General features: G+C 70.0%; 14 protein-coding genes. 13 read left to right on the forward strand and 1 reads right to left on the reverse strand.

Annotated elements, in window-relative coordinates; genetic code table 11:
• Positions 1-62 precede the first annotated feature (62 nt).
• The 5 genes from JGS39_RS23425 to JGS39_RS23445 all read left to right on the forward strand — a co-directional run bounded on the left by JGS39_RS23425 (position 63) and on the right by JGS39_RS23445 (position 4,638).
• Positions 63-608 (forward strand): DUF1097 domain-containing protein, encoded by a 546-nt coding sequence (locus tag JGS39_RS23425; RefSeq protein WP_219571383.1) that lies wholly within the window; start codon positions 63-65, stop codon positions 606-608.
• Between the two features lie 2 nt (positions 609-610).
• Positions 611-1,030, forward strand: a complete 420-nt coding sequence (gene hpxZ, locus JGS39_RS23430; protein WP_219571385.1) for an oxalurate catabolism protein HpxZ — start codon at positions 611-613, stop codon at positions 1,028-1,030.
• Between the two features lie 56 nt (positions 1,031-1,086).
• Positions 1,087-2,523 (forward strand): purine-cytosine permease family protein, encoded by a 1,437-nt coding sequence (locus tag JGS39_RS23435; protein WP_219571387.1) that lies wholly within the window; start codon positions 1,087-1,089, stop codon positions 2,521-2,523.
• Between the two features lie 76 nt (positions 2,524-2,599).
• Positions 2,600-4,099 (forward strand): amidase, encoded by a 1,500-nt coding sequence (locus JGS39_RS23440; RefSeq protein WP_308120630.1) that lies wholly within the window; start codon positions 2,600-2,602, stop codon positions 4,097-4,099.
• Between the two features lie 296 nt (positions 4,100-4,395).
• Positions 4,396-4,638, forward strand: a complete 243-nt coding sequence (locus tag JGS39_RS23445; protein ID WP_219571388.1) for a protein-tyrosine phosphatase family protein — start codon at positions 4,396-4,398, stop codon at positions 4,636-4,638.
• A gap of 697 nt (positions 4,639-5,335) precedes the next feature.
• Here the strand turns inward: JGS39_RS23445 and JGS39_RS23450 are convergent.
• Entirely contained in the window at positions 5,336-6,346 is a 1,011-nt protein-coding gene (locus JGS39_RS23450; RefSeq protein ID WP_219571390.1) for a hydroxyacid dehydrogenase, read from the reverse strand.
• Between the two features lie 391 nt (positions 6,347-6,737).
• Between JGS39_RS23450 and JGS39_RS23455 the strand changes: the two genes are divergently transcribed.
• From JGS39_RS23455 to JGS39_RS23490, 8 genes are all read left to right on the forward strand, one after another.
• Complete coding sequence (locus JGS39_RS23455) at positions 6,738-8,066, forward strand: sugar ABC transporter substrate-binding protein (protein WP_219571392.1); 1,329 nt, start codon at positions 6,738-6,740, stop codon at positions 8,064-8,066.
• On the forward strand, positions 8,063-9,034 hold the full coding sequence (locus tag JGS39_RS23460) for a carbohydrate ABC transporter permease (RefSeq protein WP_219571394.1): 972 nt from the start codon (positions 8,063-8,065) through the stop codon (positions 9,032-9,034). The genes JGS39_RS23455 and JGS39_RS23460 overlap by 4 nt, the downstream gene beginning before the upstream one ends.
• Positions 9,031-9,897 (forward strand): carbohydrate ABC transporter permease, encoded by an 867-nt coding sequence (locus tag JGS39_RS23465; RefSeq protein ID WP_219571396.1) that lies wholly within the window; start codon positions 9,031-9,033, stop codon positions 9,895-9,897. Before JGS39_RS23460 ends, JGS39_RS23465 begins: the two co-directional genes overlap by 4 nt.
• A gap of 66 nt (positions 9,898-9,963) precedes the next feature.
• Positions 9,964-11,301, forward strand: coding sequence for an alpha-L-fucosidase (locus JGS39_RS23470; protein WP_219571398.1), 1,338 nt, complete (start codon positions 9,964-9,966; stop codon positions 11,299-11,301).
• Positions 11,302-11,349: 48 nt separating this feature from the next.
• On the forward strand, positions 11,350-12,795 hold the full coding sequence (locus JGS39_RS23475) for a polysaccharide lyase 6 family protein (protein ID WP_219571400.1): 1,446 nt from the start codon (positions 11,350-11,352) through the stop codon (positions 12,793-12,795).
• 37 nt (positions 12,796-12,832) lie between these two features.
• On the forward strand, positions 12,833-14,260 hold the full coding sequence (locus tag JGS39_RS23480; RefSeq protein ID WP_219571402.1) for a polysaccharide lyase 6 family protein: 1,428 nt from the start codon (positions 12,833-12,835) through the stop codon (positions 14,258-14,260).
• Between the two features lie 102 nt (positions 14,261-14,362).
• Positions 14,363-15,238 (forward strand): sugar phosphate isomerase/epimerase family protein, encoded by an 876-nt coding sequence (locus JGS39_RS23485; RefSeq protein ID WP_219571404.1) that lies wholly within the window; start codon positions 14,363-14,365, stop codon positions 15,236-15,238.
• Between the two features lie 74 nt (positions 15,239-15,312).
• Positions 15,313-15,906: a GDSL-type esterase/lipase family protein gene (locus JGS39_RS23490; RefSeq protein WP_236063500.1), complete on the forward strand. Its 594-nt coding sequence runs from the start codon at positions 15,313-15,315 to the stop codon at positions 15,904-15,906.
• The last annotated feature ends 193 nt before the right edge of the window (positions 15,907-16,099 follow it).

Genomic DNA, 16,099 nt, shown 5'->3' on the forward strand with positions numbered 1-16,099 from the left:
CGCCGCCCGTCCCGGGACGGCGCCCTGCCCCCTTCCCACCTGCCGCCTGTCAGGAGCACGCCATGCGTGAGCGCATTCCGCACGAACTCACCGCGTCCGTCCTCGCCGCGACCACTGCCTTCGTCGGCGGGACCGCGCTGAACCTGCCGCCGTGGGCGATCTTCATCTCCTGGGCCGGGCTGCACCTGATGGGTGGACCCAGCCTGGCCAATGCCACCCGGCTCTGGCGGGCGATGCCGGTGGGCTCGGCCTTCGCCCTGGCCATCGTCGTCTGCGAACAGCACCTCGCCCCTCACGTCAGCGAGGCGCGATGGGCACAGAACGCCCTGCTCGGGGCGGTCATCCTGGTCCTCAACACCGCCCTCATGTACTCCGGCCGCCTCCGTGCCACCTCACTCGTCCCGGGCATGTTCCTCGGATTCGCCTCCTACTTCGCCACCTACTTCGGGGGCTTCGGCTACGAACCCGGAAACGTCTGGGCGGCATGGCTGAGCGTCGTCGCGATGAACGCGCTCGGCCCCGTATACGCGTATCTGGCCCACCGGCTGACCCTGTCCCGGCCCGCCCCCGCCGTGGAGTTTCAGGCCGCCGCCGCGGAGGTTCGCTGACCATGCCGCAGCAGCAGGCTCACCTCCCCGCCACGCTGGGCCAGATCGATCGGCCCGAGATCGTGGCCGAGGTCCGCGCCCTTGCCGACGCCTACGAGGCGGCACTTACCGGCAACGACGTCCCCGCCCTGGACGGCTTCTTCCGGGACGCCCCGGAGACGGTCCGCATCGGCGCGGGGGAAGAACTCTTCGGCGCGGCCGAGATAGCCGAGTTCCGCCGCCGACGGCCCGCGACCGGACTGCGGCGCACCCGGATCAGGACCGAAGTGACCACCTACGGACACGACACCGCCGTCACCACCACCCTCTTCGTCCGCGACGGAGAGCCCGGCATCGGCAGGCAGACCCAGACCTGGATCCGGCTGCCCCAGGGCTGGCGCGTCGTCGCCGCCCACGTCTCCCAGCGCCCGCCTGCGCCCTGAGGCCCCCGCACCCCCCGTCCGAGCAGCGCCACCCGCGTAACACCGAAGGGAACACCATGGCCTCACCACGCACGACCGACGCCGACCGCCACACCGCAGCGGGTGAGGAGTACGAGCACACCGCAGTCCCGGCCCACGCCAGGAAGAACCTGCTCTCCGTGGCCGGAGTGTGGGCCGGCTTCCCCATGTGCCTCGGCAACGCCGTGTTCGGCGGCCTGATCGTCTACAACCTCGGCCTCGTACAGGGCTTCTGGGCCATCCTCACCGGAAACCTTCTGCTCTTCTGCTATGTGGGTGCGTTGAGCCACCACGCAGGCAGGACCGGGCGCAGCTTCGCGCAGCAGTCCGCCGCCGTGTTCGGTCCACGCGGTCGCGCGGTCGTCTCCGGATTCCTCGCCACCGTCGTCATCGGCTGGTTCTCCTACCAGGTCGGTCTCACCGGCACGGCCCTCCACCAGGTCCTCGGCTGGACCCCGTTGTGGGGCGCACTGCTCGGGGCCGCTGTATACATCGGTCTGACCGCGGCCGGTATACGAGCCCTGTCCGCCGTCGGGCTGCTCGGCGTCCCGCTCTTCCTCGTCACCGCGGCCCTCGCCTTCTGGTACGCGGCGCAGGACGGCGCCGGCCTCTCCCAGGCCCTCGACTTCCAGGGGCACGACCACGGCATCACCTTCTGGTCCGCCGTCGGCATCGTCATCGCCGGTTTCGTCGACTCGGGGACCATGACGGCGGACTTCACACGCTGGAGCCGGGACGGCCGGTCCGCCGTCCTGGCCACGTTCAGCGCGTTCCCGCTCAGCAACACCGTCGCCTACCTGGTCGGTGGCGCCGTCGTCGCCACCGGCGGCGCCGCGAACCCGGAAACCGAGGGCGGTACCTACCTCGGCCTGCTCACCGGACACGGCGCCTGGATCACCGCGTTGGCCGTCCTCTTCACCCTCACGAACCTCGGCTCCGTCGCCGCACACTGCCTGTACAACGCGGCCCTGGGATGGTCGGGTACGACACCGCTGCGCATGCGCCCCCTGGTCGTCGCCCTCGGGGTCCTCGGATCGGTCATCGCCCTGACCGGTGTGTGGAGTTCCATCGTGAGCTGGCTCCAGCTCCTCGGTATTCTCGTGCCGCCCATCGGAGCCGTGCTGATCGTCCAGCACGCGGCCGACCGGTTCCGGCGGCGTCCGCTGCGACCCGCCGACGACGTCGAGGCACCCACCGGGGGACCGGGTTCCCGCCACGCCGGATATGTCCTTCCCGCGCTCGTCGCCTGGGCGGCCGGATCGGCGGCGGCGTGGGCGCTGCACCACACGCACCCCGGCTCCGTGGACGCCGCGCTCGGGTTCGTGGTGGCCGCTCTGGTCCACGGCGGCCATCTCTGGTGGACAGGGCGTCGCCCGTCCGACGCCGAAGCCGCCACGGGCATGCCCCCGATGCCCGGTGCCGAGGCCGGACGCGCCACTGCCGAATCCGCCGAGCCCGATCCGCTCCACGTGTGAGACGAGCAGCCTCCGCCTCCGTCCCTGCTTCTCCGACCTTCCCCACCTACGTCCTCGCCGAGAGCAAAGGGCTCCCGTGACTCCCGAAGAACGCGAAGAACTGTGCTTCCTGCCGGCCACCGACATCGTCACCGGCGTGGCCGACCGCCGCCTCAGTCCGGTCGAGATCGTGGACGCGGTGCTGGACCGTATGGAGGAGGTCAACCCGCTGATCGGCGCCTTCTGTACACCGGCCCCCGAGCAGGCCCGCGCGAGGGCGGTCGCGCTGGCGGACCGCCTGGCCCGTGGCGGCACCCCCGGACCGCTGGCCGGTGTGCCGCTCGGCGTGAAGGACCTGATCGCGACCGCGGGTCTGCGGACCACCTCCGGTTCCCCCGCGTACCGCGACCACGTACCCGACGAGGACGACATCGTCGTGGAACGGAGCATCGAGGCCGGAGCCGTCGTGCTGGGCAAGACCAACACCACGGAGTTCGGATACAGCGCCGTCGGCCACAACCCCCTCTTCCCGCCCAGCCGCAATCCGTGGAGCACCGGGCTGACCCCCGGCGGTTCCAGTGCCGGATCGGCTGCCGCGGTCGCCGCGGGACTCGGCCCGGTGGCGCTCGGCAGCGACGGCGGCTGCTCCTTGCGCGTGCCCGCCGCCTTCTGTGAACTGGTCGGCTTCAAACCGTCGATGGGCCGCGTCCCGGTCTGGCCGGGATGCCGCGACGAACGGTTCCCCGGCGTCTCGGGCTGGGAGAGCCTCGAACATCTGGGAGTGCTGACCCGGACGGTCGCCGACACCGCCCTCATGCTGTCCGTGCTCGCCGGCCCCGACCGGCGGGACCGGCACTCCATCCCCTGCCACGACGTCGACTGGAACACGGCGGTCCGGCGCGGCACCGTGGAAGGATGCGCCGGACTCCGCATCGCCTACAGCCCCGATCTCGGCTACCTCCCGGTGGACCCCGAGGTGCGTGCGGTCGTCGACGACGCCGTCTCCGCCTTCCGTGACCTGGGCTGCACGGTCGAGGAGACCGAACCGGGCTGGAGCGACCCCGCGGAGGCGTTTCAGGCGCTGATCACCGCCGAGACGGACCTGACCGGCATGCGCCGCCTCATCGACGCGCACGGCCCGTCCATGTCCCCGCACCTGGTGTCCTGGATGACCCGCGAATGGACGGCGCAGGAGCTGACCGACGCCAACATCGCGCGCAAGGCCCTCACCAACCGCATGGCCGCCTTCATGTCCCGCTACGACATCCTCATCACGCCCACCTCCGCCGTCCCCCCGTTCCGCGTCGGCATTCAGGGACCCGGCCGTATCGATGGACAGCGCGTCACCGACACCGCCTGGATCGGCTTCAACTACCCGGCGTCCCTCACCGGCGCGCCCGCGGTCAGCCTCCCGGCCGGCCGCACACCGGACGGTCTCCCGGTCGGCCTCCAGCTGATCGGTGGCCACCTCGCCGACGAGACCGTCCTCCGTACGGCCGCTGCCTACGAGGCGATACGTCCCTGGGCTCACCGCCGTCCGAGCGTGACCGGCGGTCGAGCGGCCCGGGAGCGGACGGCGGACACTGTCGCTCCCTGAAGACAGTCGTCGCGACGCTTCTTGAGGGCCTCGGCGCCCCGGCGTTCTCGTGATCGAAATCGACGGGGCGACGATCGGCACGATGACGCTCGATCCGCACGCGGAGCGTCCGGGCACGTCCGTCCGGACTTCGGATCGACCGGACTCGGCTGTCCCCGACGGGCGGTCTCCTGCACGCTGAGCAGCAACCCGTCCCGCATCACCGCAGTCACCACCCATACGTCCACGACGGAGCCTCGGTCCAGCAACTGGCCGCCACTGCCGCTGAGGCCGTACGGAACGACCGCACTGTTCTCGTGCGCTGCCACTCCGGCTACAACCGTTCCGGCCTCGTGGTCGCACAGACCCTGATCGAGCTGGGCCAGAACTCCACCACCGCCATCGCGCTCATCCGGCAGAAACGATCACCCTGGGCCCTGAACAACCAGACCTTCGAGCAGTACCTCAACACGGGAATCGACATCGAACTGGCGAACCGTCCACGCAACAGCGGGACAACTCGGCGAGAGCATCGGCCCGGCGGCGCTCGACGTCGCTGAGCCCCATGCTCTCCGGTCCGAGCACACTGCTCGTCGTCATGAGACTGGACTGTGATGATCATCGAGCCCGGTCCGTCCGCTGTTCTGCCGCCGGCTGAACAGCGGTGCGTGTCCCTCTGGAACACAGGGGCCGAGTGCTCGGGGCTTCAAGATTATTTCGTCACCCTGCCGCGCGTACCTGGGTCAAGCCCTCCTCGGGACAGCCGATCCGGGCCGGCGGGGTGTGCGTCAGCTGCCCCTCCCACAGCAGGGCGAGCCGCACTGTTCGCAGATCATTTCGCAGATCAAGTTGCCGAGGCCACCGGCGCAGTCGGTGCAGAGCCTGCCGCCGTCCGGTGCGAGACCCGGGATGAGCCGGCCGAGGCCGCCGCCCGTGCAGGTTCCGCAGGCACTGTTCGGCAGGTATCGAAGTCTTCATCCGCGGTGGTGGTGGGGTCGGAGAAATGCGCCGAGTGAACGGCAGGCCGAGCGCGTCGTCTGCGGTCAATCATTACTCTCTCCGCTTACGTCCGACTGACGTCCTGCTCACGTTTCGCTGACGTTTCGCTGACGTGACGCACCTGGACCGCATGCCTGCGAAAAGGCCCCCGATCGGGCTTGCCCGGACCTCGTCCTTGGGTACAGCATGGCCGCCTTGCGGGACGTCCGTACACCGGAAGTCCCTGGTCGAAGGGAGCCGCGGCAGTGTCGGGTCAGGTCAGGCCAGTGATGCGGCGCTTGCGGGGTCGATGGCGTGCTGCAGTGGCTCGGCCCGGGTGAAGCGGCCGAGTTCGTCGAGCACGAGCTGTCCGAGGCGGTGGCGTTCGGCGCCCAGTGCGCCGCCCAGGTGCGGCGTCAGGATGACGTTGGGGAGGGTGAAGAGCGGCGAATCGTGGGCCGGGGGCTCGGGATGCGTGACGTCGAGTACGGCCGTGAGGTCCGGCCTGGCGCGCAGGACACGTGCGGCGGCCGGCTCGTCGATCAGCGCGCCCCGCGCGGTGTTGATCAGAGTCGCGCCCGGCCCCATCGAGTTCAGCAGCCGTGCCCCGATGGTGCCGCGGGTCTCGGGCAGGAGTGGCGCGTGGAGGCTGACGACGTGGCAGGTGGCGAAGAGTTCCTCGGCGGAGACCAGTTGGACGCCCGTCTGCCGGGTGGTCTCCGGGGACGCGACGGGGTCGGTGGCGAGGACCTCGACGTCGAAGCGGGCGAGGTGGCCGGCGACCAGCCGGCCGATGTGGCCGAGCCCCAGCAGTCCCACCCGTGACCGGTAGGCGCCCGGGACATCGGGATCGCGGTGGAAGCGGCGGCTGCTCGCCACCTCACGCGCGATGCGATGGGTCTGCTTCAGTCCGAGGAGGACGTGGGCGAGGGTGAACTCCGCCACCGGGACGGCATTGGCCGCGGCGGCGGAAACGATCGGGATGTTGCGCGCCCAGAAGGCGGGAGTGGTCAGGTGCCGGACCGAACCCGCCGCGACGAGGACGGCCTGGAGCCGGACGGCATGCGACAGGAAGGCGGTGTCGAGGACGGGCGCGCCCCAGCCCGTGAGCAGGATGTCGACCCCGCTGAGCACCTCGGGGCGCTCGGCGAGTTCCTGCAGGGTGAGGGGCGGTTCCTTCCGGCGCACGAGCCGGTCGATCCCGGCCAGCACCTCGGGCGGATAGACGTCCGCCCGGCGTTCTTCCTCCATGACCAGCAGGGCAGTCGGTGCGGCGGTCGGTTCGTTCATGTCGGGTCGGTCTCCTACCTGTCCGGAGGCGGACCGGCAGCCGGATGACGGCCGCGGCCCCTGCTCGGGCGTGGGGATAAATGTCTGACTGGATGGCGCGGATTGGTGTGGCCTGTTCACTACGCGACTCAGAGGCCCGCACGGACCATACATCGGATCACTGAGGGGATCTGTGTGAAGCTCGGATGTCCAACTTTGGTGGTTCCAGAGACTTTTATCCCTCATGCGTGGCCGATTCAGGGCGAGATGGGTGCGCGCTTAGGGGTGTCTGGCTCGGTGGCGGCGTGAAGCGTTTCGTATTCATCGGACTATTGACCGTTGCTTCAGGCCCCGTTACGGTCCGTGCAAGCGCTTTCCCGGCCAACTGTGATGCGGCGAAACAGGAGTTGTCATGAAGAGATCACGATGGGTCGGTGCCGGTGTTCTCGCCTCGGCACTGGTTCTCACCAGCTGTTCGTCCGGGCCCGCCGGAGTGGACGCCAAGCAGAACTCCAAGGCTCCGCTGGAGCTCTGGACCAGGACGACACCCGGCGGACCGGGGGAGCAGGGCGCGCTCAAGCTCGCCGCCGCCTTCGAGAAGGCCACGGGCTACAAGGTCGAGGTCACCGCCATCTTCGATGACTTCGAGACCAAGCTGCAGCAGCGGGCGGCCCAGAAGAAACTCCCCGACATCGTCATGAACGACGTGACGCAGCTCGGAGCCATGCACAGCCAGGGACTGCTCCGGGAGATCGATCTCGACAGGATCAAGGACAGCGGGCAGATAATCGGCCAAGGGCTGGACTCCGGGAAGAGCGTCGACGGCAAGCAGTACGGGCTGCCGTACTCGGCGCAGGCATCCGCGCTGCTCATCCGTAAGGACTGGCGGCAGAAGCTGAAGCTCGACGTCCCGCAGAACTGGGACGACTTCGCCGCGATGGCCAAGGCCTTCACCACCCAGGACCCCGACGGCGACGGCAAGAAGAACACCGCCGGCCTCGCCGCCCCGCTGTCCACCAAGCGCGGGTACGCCTCCTGGTACTTCTCCAACTTCCTCTGGGCCGCGGGCGGCGACTTCATCGCCGAGGCCGGGAAGGGCACGTACAAGCCGGCGATGACCAGCGAGGCGTCGGTCAAGGCCATGCAGTGGTTCCGTGACCTGGGCTGCAAGGACAAGGCCATCCAGCCCGGCGCCGTGACCATGGACACCCCGCCGACGAACGAGACGTTCGAGGCGGGCAGGACCGGCATGTTCGTCGTCGGCCCCTACCTGCTGCCCCGGTTCGACGAGACCCTCGGCAAGGACAAGTACGAGGTCGTGCCGATGCCCAAGGGGCCCAAGGACGCCACCGTCCTCGCCGAGGGCGGCTCGGTCTACCTGATGGCCGGCTCCGACAACCAGGCGGGCCAGGACGCCTTCGCCGGCTTCGCGGTCTCCGCCGAGGGCCAGAAAACGGGAATGGCGGGCGCCACCGGCTACACCGTGCAGCTTCCCGTCAACAAGACCGTCGACGTCTCCCAGGTGCGGACAGACCCCCGCTGGAAGACCTACGCCCAGGCGTACGAGGACTCCGGACGCTACGCGCCCTCCATCCCGAACTGGACCCCGGTGCGGCAGGCGACAGCGGACACCGTGAACGCGCTCATGGCCGACTGCGGCCTGAACACCGAGGCCAAGCTGGGCGAGCTCGACAAGCAGCTCGCCGACATCCTCAAGGAGCAGGGGATCGCCGCGTCATGAGTCTCGACCAGGCGGAACAGGCTGCCCTGCCGGCGGCCGGCTCCGCCCCCCGGAAACCGGGGCGCAAGGGTGGCGCGGTCACCGGACGTCCGGGACGCAGCCGCAGATCGGGCCGGTGGTGGACGCCCTGGCTGTTCCTCGCTCCCGCTCTGCTCCTCTTCCTGTACTTCAAGTTCATCCCCATGGCCAGCGCACTGACCATGTCCTTCCAGGAGGTTCAGCCCTACCTGGGGAACAAGTGGGTCGGCACCGAGAACTACGCCACGGTGCTCCAGTCCCACGGATTCCGCGAAGCCGCGTGGCACACCGTCGTCCTCGCCGCCGGTCAGACGGCCGGCTCGATGGCGTTGGGCCTCGCCCTCGCCCTGCTGATGGAGGGACAGAGCCGTCGGCTCGGATTCGTGCGTTCCGCGGCGTTCCTCCCGGTCGTGGTGCCCATAGCGGTCGTCGCCGAACTGTGGCGGATCATGTACCACCCGACCGAGGACGGCATGCTCAACTCCCTCCTCGGCCTGGTGGGGCTGGGCCCGTCGGGGTTCATCAACGACCCGGACACCTCGATGGCCTCCATCATGCTCACCGGCATCTGGCGGGGCGCCCCTTACGACATGATGATCATTCTCGCCGGTCTGACGAGCGTGGACCGCGGTCTGTACGAAGCGGCGAAGGTCGACGGCGCGAACAGGCGGCAACGGGTGTGGCACGTGACCGTGCCCGGACTGCGGTCGGTCTTCTCGATCCTGTTCATCCTCGCCGCGATCCGCGGACTGCGGGTGTTCACCGAGGTGTTCCTGCTCACCAACGGCGGGCCCGACGGCTCCACCGAGGTCGTCATGACCCTCATCTACAAACTCGGACTCGAGCAGAACCGGCTCGGCGTCGGAGCGGCGGGAGCGGTCCTGCTGTTCGTCGCGACCCTGATCCTGACCGTTGTCGTCCAACTGCTGCGGCGGAGGGAGAGCAAGTGAGTACGCAGACCGAGACCGCGCTGGGCCTGACCGAGAGCCGGAGCGTCGGCGGACGGATCCTGAAGGCCGTGACCTATCTGCTGGTCCTGATCGTGTTCGCGGGGCCCCTGCTGGCCCTGCTCGTCAGCGCCTTCGGCCACGTCAAGGACCCGACCCAGCTCAGCGTCATCCCCTCGGGCGTCACACTGGACAACTTCAGGATCGCCTTCGACCAGGGGGTGCTCACGTACCTTCTGAACTCGTTCTTCGTGGTCGGTTTCGGGTTGCTGCTCCAGGTGGCCGTCTCCGTCCTGGCCGGCTACGCGCTGGCTCGGAAGGTCTTCCCCGGCATGGCGCTGGTGCTCGTCGCCATTCTGGCCACGCTGATGCTGCCCGAGGAGATCCTGGCCCTGCCACTGTCCCTGATCCTCGCCGACCTGCCGGTCGTCCACTTCAACCTGATCGGCACCCTGGCCGGCATGATCGTCCCACTGGGCGCCTGGGGATTCTCCATCCTGGTGATGACCGAGTTCATGAAGGACGTGCCCCGCGAACTCGAAGAGGCCGCCCGCATCGACGGCGCCGGAGACCTGCGGATCTTCGCCCAGATCATCCTGCCGATGTGCAAGCCCGCCCTCGGCGTCATCGGGGTGTTCGGCTTCACCATGATCTGGGACCAGTACCTGCTGCCCCTCCTCGTCTCCACAGACTCCTCCTCTTACACGCTCCCGTTGGCGCTGCGGACCCTGCGGATCGATCCCGCCGTCACCCCCGGAGTGGTGTTGGCCGCCTCCCTGCTGGCGCTGCTGCCCTCCGTGATCGTCTTCCTGTTCTTCCAGCGGTCCTTCGTGAGCGGCCTGTCCTCCGGCGCGCTGAAGGGCTGAGTCCCTCCCCGCCCCGTGCACGAGACCTGAATGGCGACACCCGCGTACGAGAAAGAGCGATGCCCCATGACCCCGAGCGCCGGCACCACCCCGCACGCGACCCCGGTTCCCGAAGAAGCACCGGAGACGGCATGGTTCACCGCCGCCCGGTTCGGCATGTTCGTCCACTGGGGCCTGTACTCCCTGGCCGCACGGCACGAGTGGGTCAAGAACCGGGAGAAGCTGACCGACGAGCAGTACCAGGTCTACTTCGACCACTTCGATCCCGACCGGTACGACCCCGTCCAGTGGGCCAGGGCGGCCAAGGCCGCCGGCATGCGCTATGTCGTGCTCACCGCCAAGCACCACGACGGCTTCTGCCTGTGGGACAGCGCCCTCACCTCGTACAAGGTCACCAACACCCCGTACGGCCGCGACCTCGTCGGCCCGTTCGTCGAGGCGTGCCGGGCCGAAGGGCTCAAGGTCGGCCTCTACTACTCGCTGATCGACTGGCACCACCCTTCCTTCCCCGTCGACGGCACCCATCCGCAGCGCGACGACGAGGAGTTCAAGGCCGCCCACGCCGACCGGGACATCCGCGAGTACCAGCGCTATCTGCACGGCCAGGTCCGGGAACTGCTGACGTCGTTCGGACGCGTCGACTACCTGTTCTTCGACTTCTCGTACGCCGGGCGCACGTGGTGGGGCGGCAAGGGACCCGACGACTGGGACTCCCCGAAGCTCCTGGAGATGATCCGCGCACTCCAGCCGCACGTCCTCATCAACGACCGGACCGGGCTTCCCGGGGACTTCATCACCCCGGAGCAGTACCAGCCCTCCGGTCCCATGACCGAGAACGGGCGCCCCGTCGTCTGGGAGGCGTGCCAGACGCTCAACGGCAGCTGGGGCTACGACCGCGACAACCTCGACCGCAAGAGCGCCGACCTTCTGATCCGGATGCTCGTCGACGGGGTGTCCAAGGGCGGCAACCTGCTGCTCAACGTGGGCCCCACCGGCCGCGGCGACCTCGACCCGCGCGACACCGAGGTCCTCGGCGAGATCGGACAGTGGACACAACTCCACGAACGCTCGATCCGCGGGTGCGGCCCCTCCCCGTACACCGCACCCGCGGAATGCCGCTACACCCAGCGCGGCGACCGGCTCTACGTCCACCTGTTCGCGTGGCCGCTGCGTCACCTGCACCTGCCGGGCCTCGCAGGGCGGGTGCGGTACGCCCAACTGCTCAACGACGCCTCAGAGATCATTCCGGTCCACATCGAACCGGGCCGGCCCGCGGTCAACACCGAGATGGGAGGGCAGCCCTCCGGCACGCTCACGCTCCAGATCCCGGTCCGGCGCCCCGACACCCCCGTCCCCGTCATCGAACTGTTCCTGGAGACCGCGGCCGACCCGGCCGACGGCTGACCCGCGGCCGCGCAGGGCCCGCCCGTCCACCACACTCACGGAGGCACCATGCAACGCCGCACGTTCCTCATCGGCACCGCAGCAGGGGCGGCGCTGGCCGCCGTCCCCGTCGGCGGACCGCTGACCGCAAGCGCGGCCCCGGCCCCGGCCCCAGTCCCAGCGGCCGTCCGCACCCTGGACGAGCTCCAGGCGGCCATCGACCGGGCCCGGCCCGGTGACCGGATCGTCGTCGCCGACGGCACGTACACAGTCCCGCCGGACCGCCCCCTCACGATTCGAGACAAGCAGGGCACCGAGCGCGCACCCGTGACCATCGCCGCCCGGACCCGCGGCGGCGTCGTCCTGGACGGCCCCCACAGTTTCGTCATCGAAGCGTCCAGCCACATCACACTCAGCGGCTTCTCCTTCCGCCAGAGCAGCACCCTGGACGTCCCCCCGGGCTGCTCGCACATCAGACTCACCCGCAACGACTTCCAGCTGGCCGACATCGAAGGCATGCACTACGTCATGGTGCGCGCCGACGACAGCACGGTCGACCACAACCACTTCCACGGCAAGAGCACGCTCGGCATCTACCTCGGCATCGAGGGAGCCGGCACGGAGGACATGGCCCAGCGCGTCCACGTGTACCGCAACTACTTCGCCGACCACACCTTCGCCGGGTCCAACGGCGGCGAGCCGATCCGGCTCGGCGTCAGCCCCCGGGCACTGTCCAGTGCCCACGCGGTCGTGGAGTACAACCTGTTCGAACGCGCGAACGGGGACCCCGAGGCGATCTCGGTGAAGAGCTCGGACAACACCATCCGGCACAACACCATCCGTCACAGCACCGGCGGCATCGTCCTGCGGCACGGCAACCGCAACCGGGTGGAGGCCAACCACCTCATCGACGGCACGGAAGGGGTGCGCATCTACGGCAACGACCATGTGATCGTCAACAACTACCTCGCCGGCCTGTCCGGGCGGGCCCTGGTGATCGGCAGCGGTTCGGAACGGGACCACCTGCCGGGCGAGCCGGCCGAGACGCGCCGCGGCAACGACGCCCCCGACCGCGTCCTCATCGCCTACAACACCCTGGTGAACAACGACGGCACCCTCTCCGGCGAGAGCCACCGCCCGCACGAGCCGCGGGACGTCACCGTCGCCGACAACCTGTTCGTCGCGGACACGGGCCGGCTGGTCGACATGGCCGACACCGTGCGCTTCACCTGGTCGGGCAACCTCCTGTGGGGCGCCGCCGACGACGGCAACATGCCCGCCGGCGGAGGCGCGCGGATCGACCCGCGGATGGTGACGGACGCGCACGGCATCGCCCGACCGGCTTCCGACAGCCCGGCGATCGACGCGGGCACGCTCCGGTGGCCACCCGTCACCCACGACATCGACGGTCAGCCGCGTGGCCGGACTCGGGACGTGGGCGCGGACGAACACTCCCGCCGGGCACCGAGGCGCGGACCGCTGACCCCGGCCGACGTCGGCCCCGAGGCAGCCTGAACCACGCCCGTTCCGTTTCCCCGACGCAGGAGGCATCATGCAACGACGCACGTTCCTCAGAAGCACCGCCGTGGCCGCACTCGCCGCCGTCCCCCTCACCACCTCGCTGACGGGGAGCGCGTCGGCGGCCGACGTCCCGGTCTCCTCCCTGGCCGCACTACAGAGCGCGATCAACGCCGCCGCGCCCGGTGACCGGATCGTCGTCGCCGACGGCACCTACACGGTCCCCTCGGGGAGCGCCCTCGCCATCACCGGCAAGAACGGCACCGAGGCCGCGCCCATCACCATCGTCTCCCAGAGCCGTGGCGGAGCCGTGCTGCGCGGCGAACGCGGCTTCGCGCTCAGCGGATCGAGCCACATCACCCTCAGCGGCTTCTCCTTCCGGCAGAGCACCACGCTGGAGATCCCGGCGGACTGCTCGGCGATCCGGCTGACGCGCAACGACTTCCAGTTCGCGGACAGCGGCGATCCGTACTGGGTCGTCGTACGGGCGGACGACACGAAGATCGACCGCAACCACTTCCACGACAAGACCACGGCCGGCATCTTCATCGTCGTCGACGGCCCCGGCACGACCGCCATGGCCCAGAACCTCCACATCTTCCGGAACCACTTCTCCGACCACAGCTTCACCGGGTCCAACGGCGGCGAGCCCATCCGCCTGGGCGTCAGCGGCCGGGCCCTGTCCGGCGCCCACGCGGTCGTCGAGTACAACCTGTTCGAGCGCTGCGACGGCGACCCCGAGGCCATCTCCGTGAAGTCCTCGGACAACACGATCCGTTACAACACCGTCCGCGACAGCCGCGGCGGCATCGTGCTGCGGCACGGCAACCGCTCCACGGTCGAGGGTAACTACCTGATCGGCGGCACCGACGGCGTACGGATCTACGGCAACGACCACAGGATCGTCAACAACCACCTCAGCGGGCTTTCAGGCCGAGCCCTCGTGGTCGGCAGCGGCACGACCCGGGACCACCACGCCGGCGAGACGGAGGACGAGCGGCGGGGCAACGATGCCTGCGACCGCGCCGTGATCGTGCACAACTCCATGATCGGCAACACCGGCACGCTCTCCGGCGAGACCCGGACATTCGAGCCGCAGGACGTCGTCGTCGCCGACAACCTGCTGGTCGGCGATGCGGGAAGCCTCGTCGAGATGGGAGCCAACTCCGGCTTCACCTGGCAGAGCAACCTGCTGTGGGGCGCGGCCGCGAACGGCAACATCCCCACTGGGGGCTTCACCCGGGCCGACCCCCGCCTCGCCCCGGGGACGGACGGTGTGATGCGGCTGACGTCGACCAGCCCGGCGATCGGGGCAGCCACGCTCAGCAGCGCCGCCGTGGCCGACGACATCGACGGGGACCTGCGCGGCAGCACCCGGGACATCGGCGCCGACGAGTATGCGACGGGGACTCCGCTCCGGCGCCCGCTCACGGCCGCGGACGTGGGCCCGAACGCCGCCTGAGCGGTCCCCGGGGACCGTACGACACCGTCGGCACCGGTCCGCCCGCTCCGGCCGGGCGGGCCGCACGACACCACCGCAGGCCCACCACAGGAAGGCAGTGCCATGAACGAGCAGAGTGGCCCGAGCACGGCGGGCCCCGCCCCGGTCCGTCCGGCCCGGAGCACGGCGGGCCCCGCACCGGCCCCTCCGCCGGCCGGGCCGGACGCCGGCAGGACCGCGCTCGGCCTCTGCTCGGTCACCTACCGTCGGCTGCCCGCGATCGAGGTCGCACGATGCGCCGCCCACGCGGGCCTGGAGGTGATCGAGTGGGGAGCGGATGTACACGCGCCCGCTGAGGAGCCCGGCACTGTCCGTGCGGTCCGGGAGGCCTCCGACCGCTATGGGCTGGCCTGTTGTTCCTACGGTTCGTACTTCCGCGCCACCCCGGACGAACTGGCTGGATTCCCCGCCGTCGCCCGGGCCGCGATGCTGCTCGGGGCGGAGAGGGTCCGGGTCTGGGCGGGCGCCACCGGCTCGCAGTACGCGCTGCCCGAGCAGCGGCACGCCACCGTGCGCTGTCTGCGGGCGGCGGCCCTGATCGCCGCGGACCACGGGCTCGGACTCGCAACGGAGTTCCACGGCGGGACCCTCACCGACACCGTCGCCTCGACCGTGCGGCTGCTGGACGAAGTGGACGCGGACAACGTCCGTACGTACTGGCAGCCGCCGCTCGACACCCCCGACGAGGAGGCGCTTTCGGGGCTCGCCGAACTGGGCGACCGGATCGCCGCCGTGCACGCCTTCTCGTGGTGGCCGGGCAACACCCGGCAGCCGCTGGAGGACCGCGAGGACCTCTGGACCGCCGCCCTCGGGATGCTGGACGGCCGGGGCATCGAGGCGCTCCTGGAGTTCGTGCCCGGCGACGATCCCGCGGTGCTGACACGCGAGGCCGCGACCTTGAGGCGGGCGGCGGGCCAAACCGTCTCCGGCCGGACGTAGTTGACTGTACGGGCGCGGGCCCGACCCAAAGCCCGGCCCCGGCCCCGCCCCACCCAGACGCCAGGACGGCAGACATGCATATCAACGACGACGACACCCTCCTGTTCATCGGTGACTCGATCACCGACGCCGGCCGCGACCGGGTGGATGCCACGTCCCTCGGCAACGGCTACGTGAACGAGATCGCGCAGACCTTGCGCGAACGGACCCACGACGGACCGGCCCCCCGCGTCATCAACCGGGGGATCAACGGCAATCGCGTCTACGACCTGGAATCCCGCTGGGCCGCCGACGTCATCGCCCACCGGCCCACCGTGGTCACCGTCAAGATCGGCATCAACGACACCTGGCGGCTCCACGACAGCGGACTCGCCAGCCCGGCCGACGAGTTCGAGGCCTGCCTCGACCGGCTGCTCGCGGACACGGCCCGGCAGCTCTCCGTACGGCTGGTCGTCATCACGCCTTTCCTGCTCCCGGTCACTCCGGATCAGGAGAGCTGGTTCGAGGACCTGGCGCCCAGGACCGACGCCGTCCTACGGGCCGCCACGGGGAACGGCGCCCAGATCGTCCGTGCCGACCTCGTCCTGCCCCGCGCGGCGCAGCGCCGTCCCCGGCCAGGGAGCTGGCCGGGGACGGCGTTCACCCGACCCCTCTGGGCCACCGGCTGATCGCCGAGGCATGGCTCGCCGTGGTCGGTGCCGGCGCCCCGGAGCCGGAGCCGCAGCGCTCAGGGCTGTCCCGCAATTCTTGGCGGGCGCACGACGACAGCTACGGCCCCTCGCCGCGTTGTCGAAACACCCGAATACATCCAGTATGCGGGCGCCTCTCCGCCTTGCGATGCACCGCATCTGACGCCGTGCG

Origin of the sequence: Streptomyces poriferorum (assembly GCF_019399235.1) — a bacterium.
Taxonomy (GTDB): domain Bacteria; phylum Actinomycetota; class Actinomycetes; order Streptomycetales; family Streptomycetaceae; genus Streptomyces; species Streptomyces poriferorum.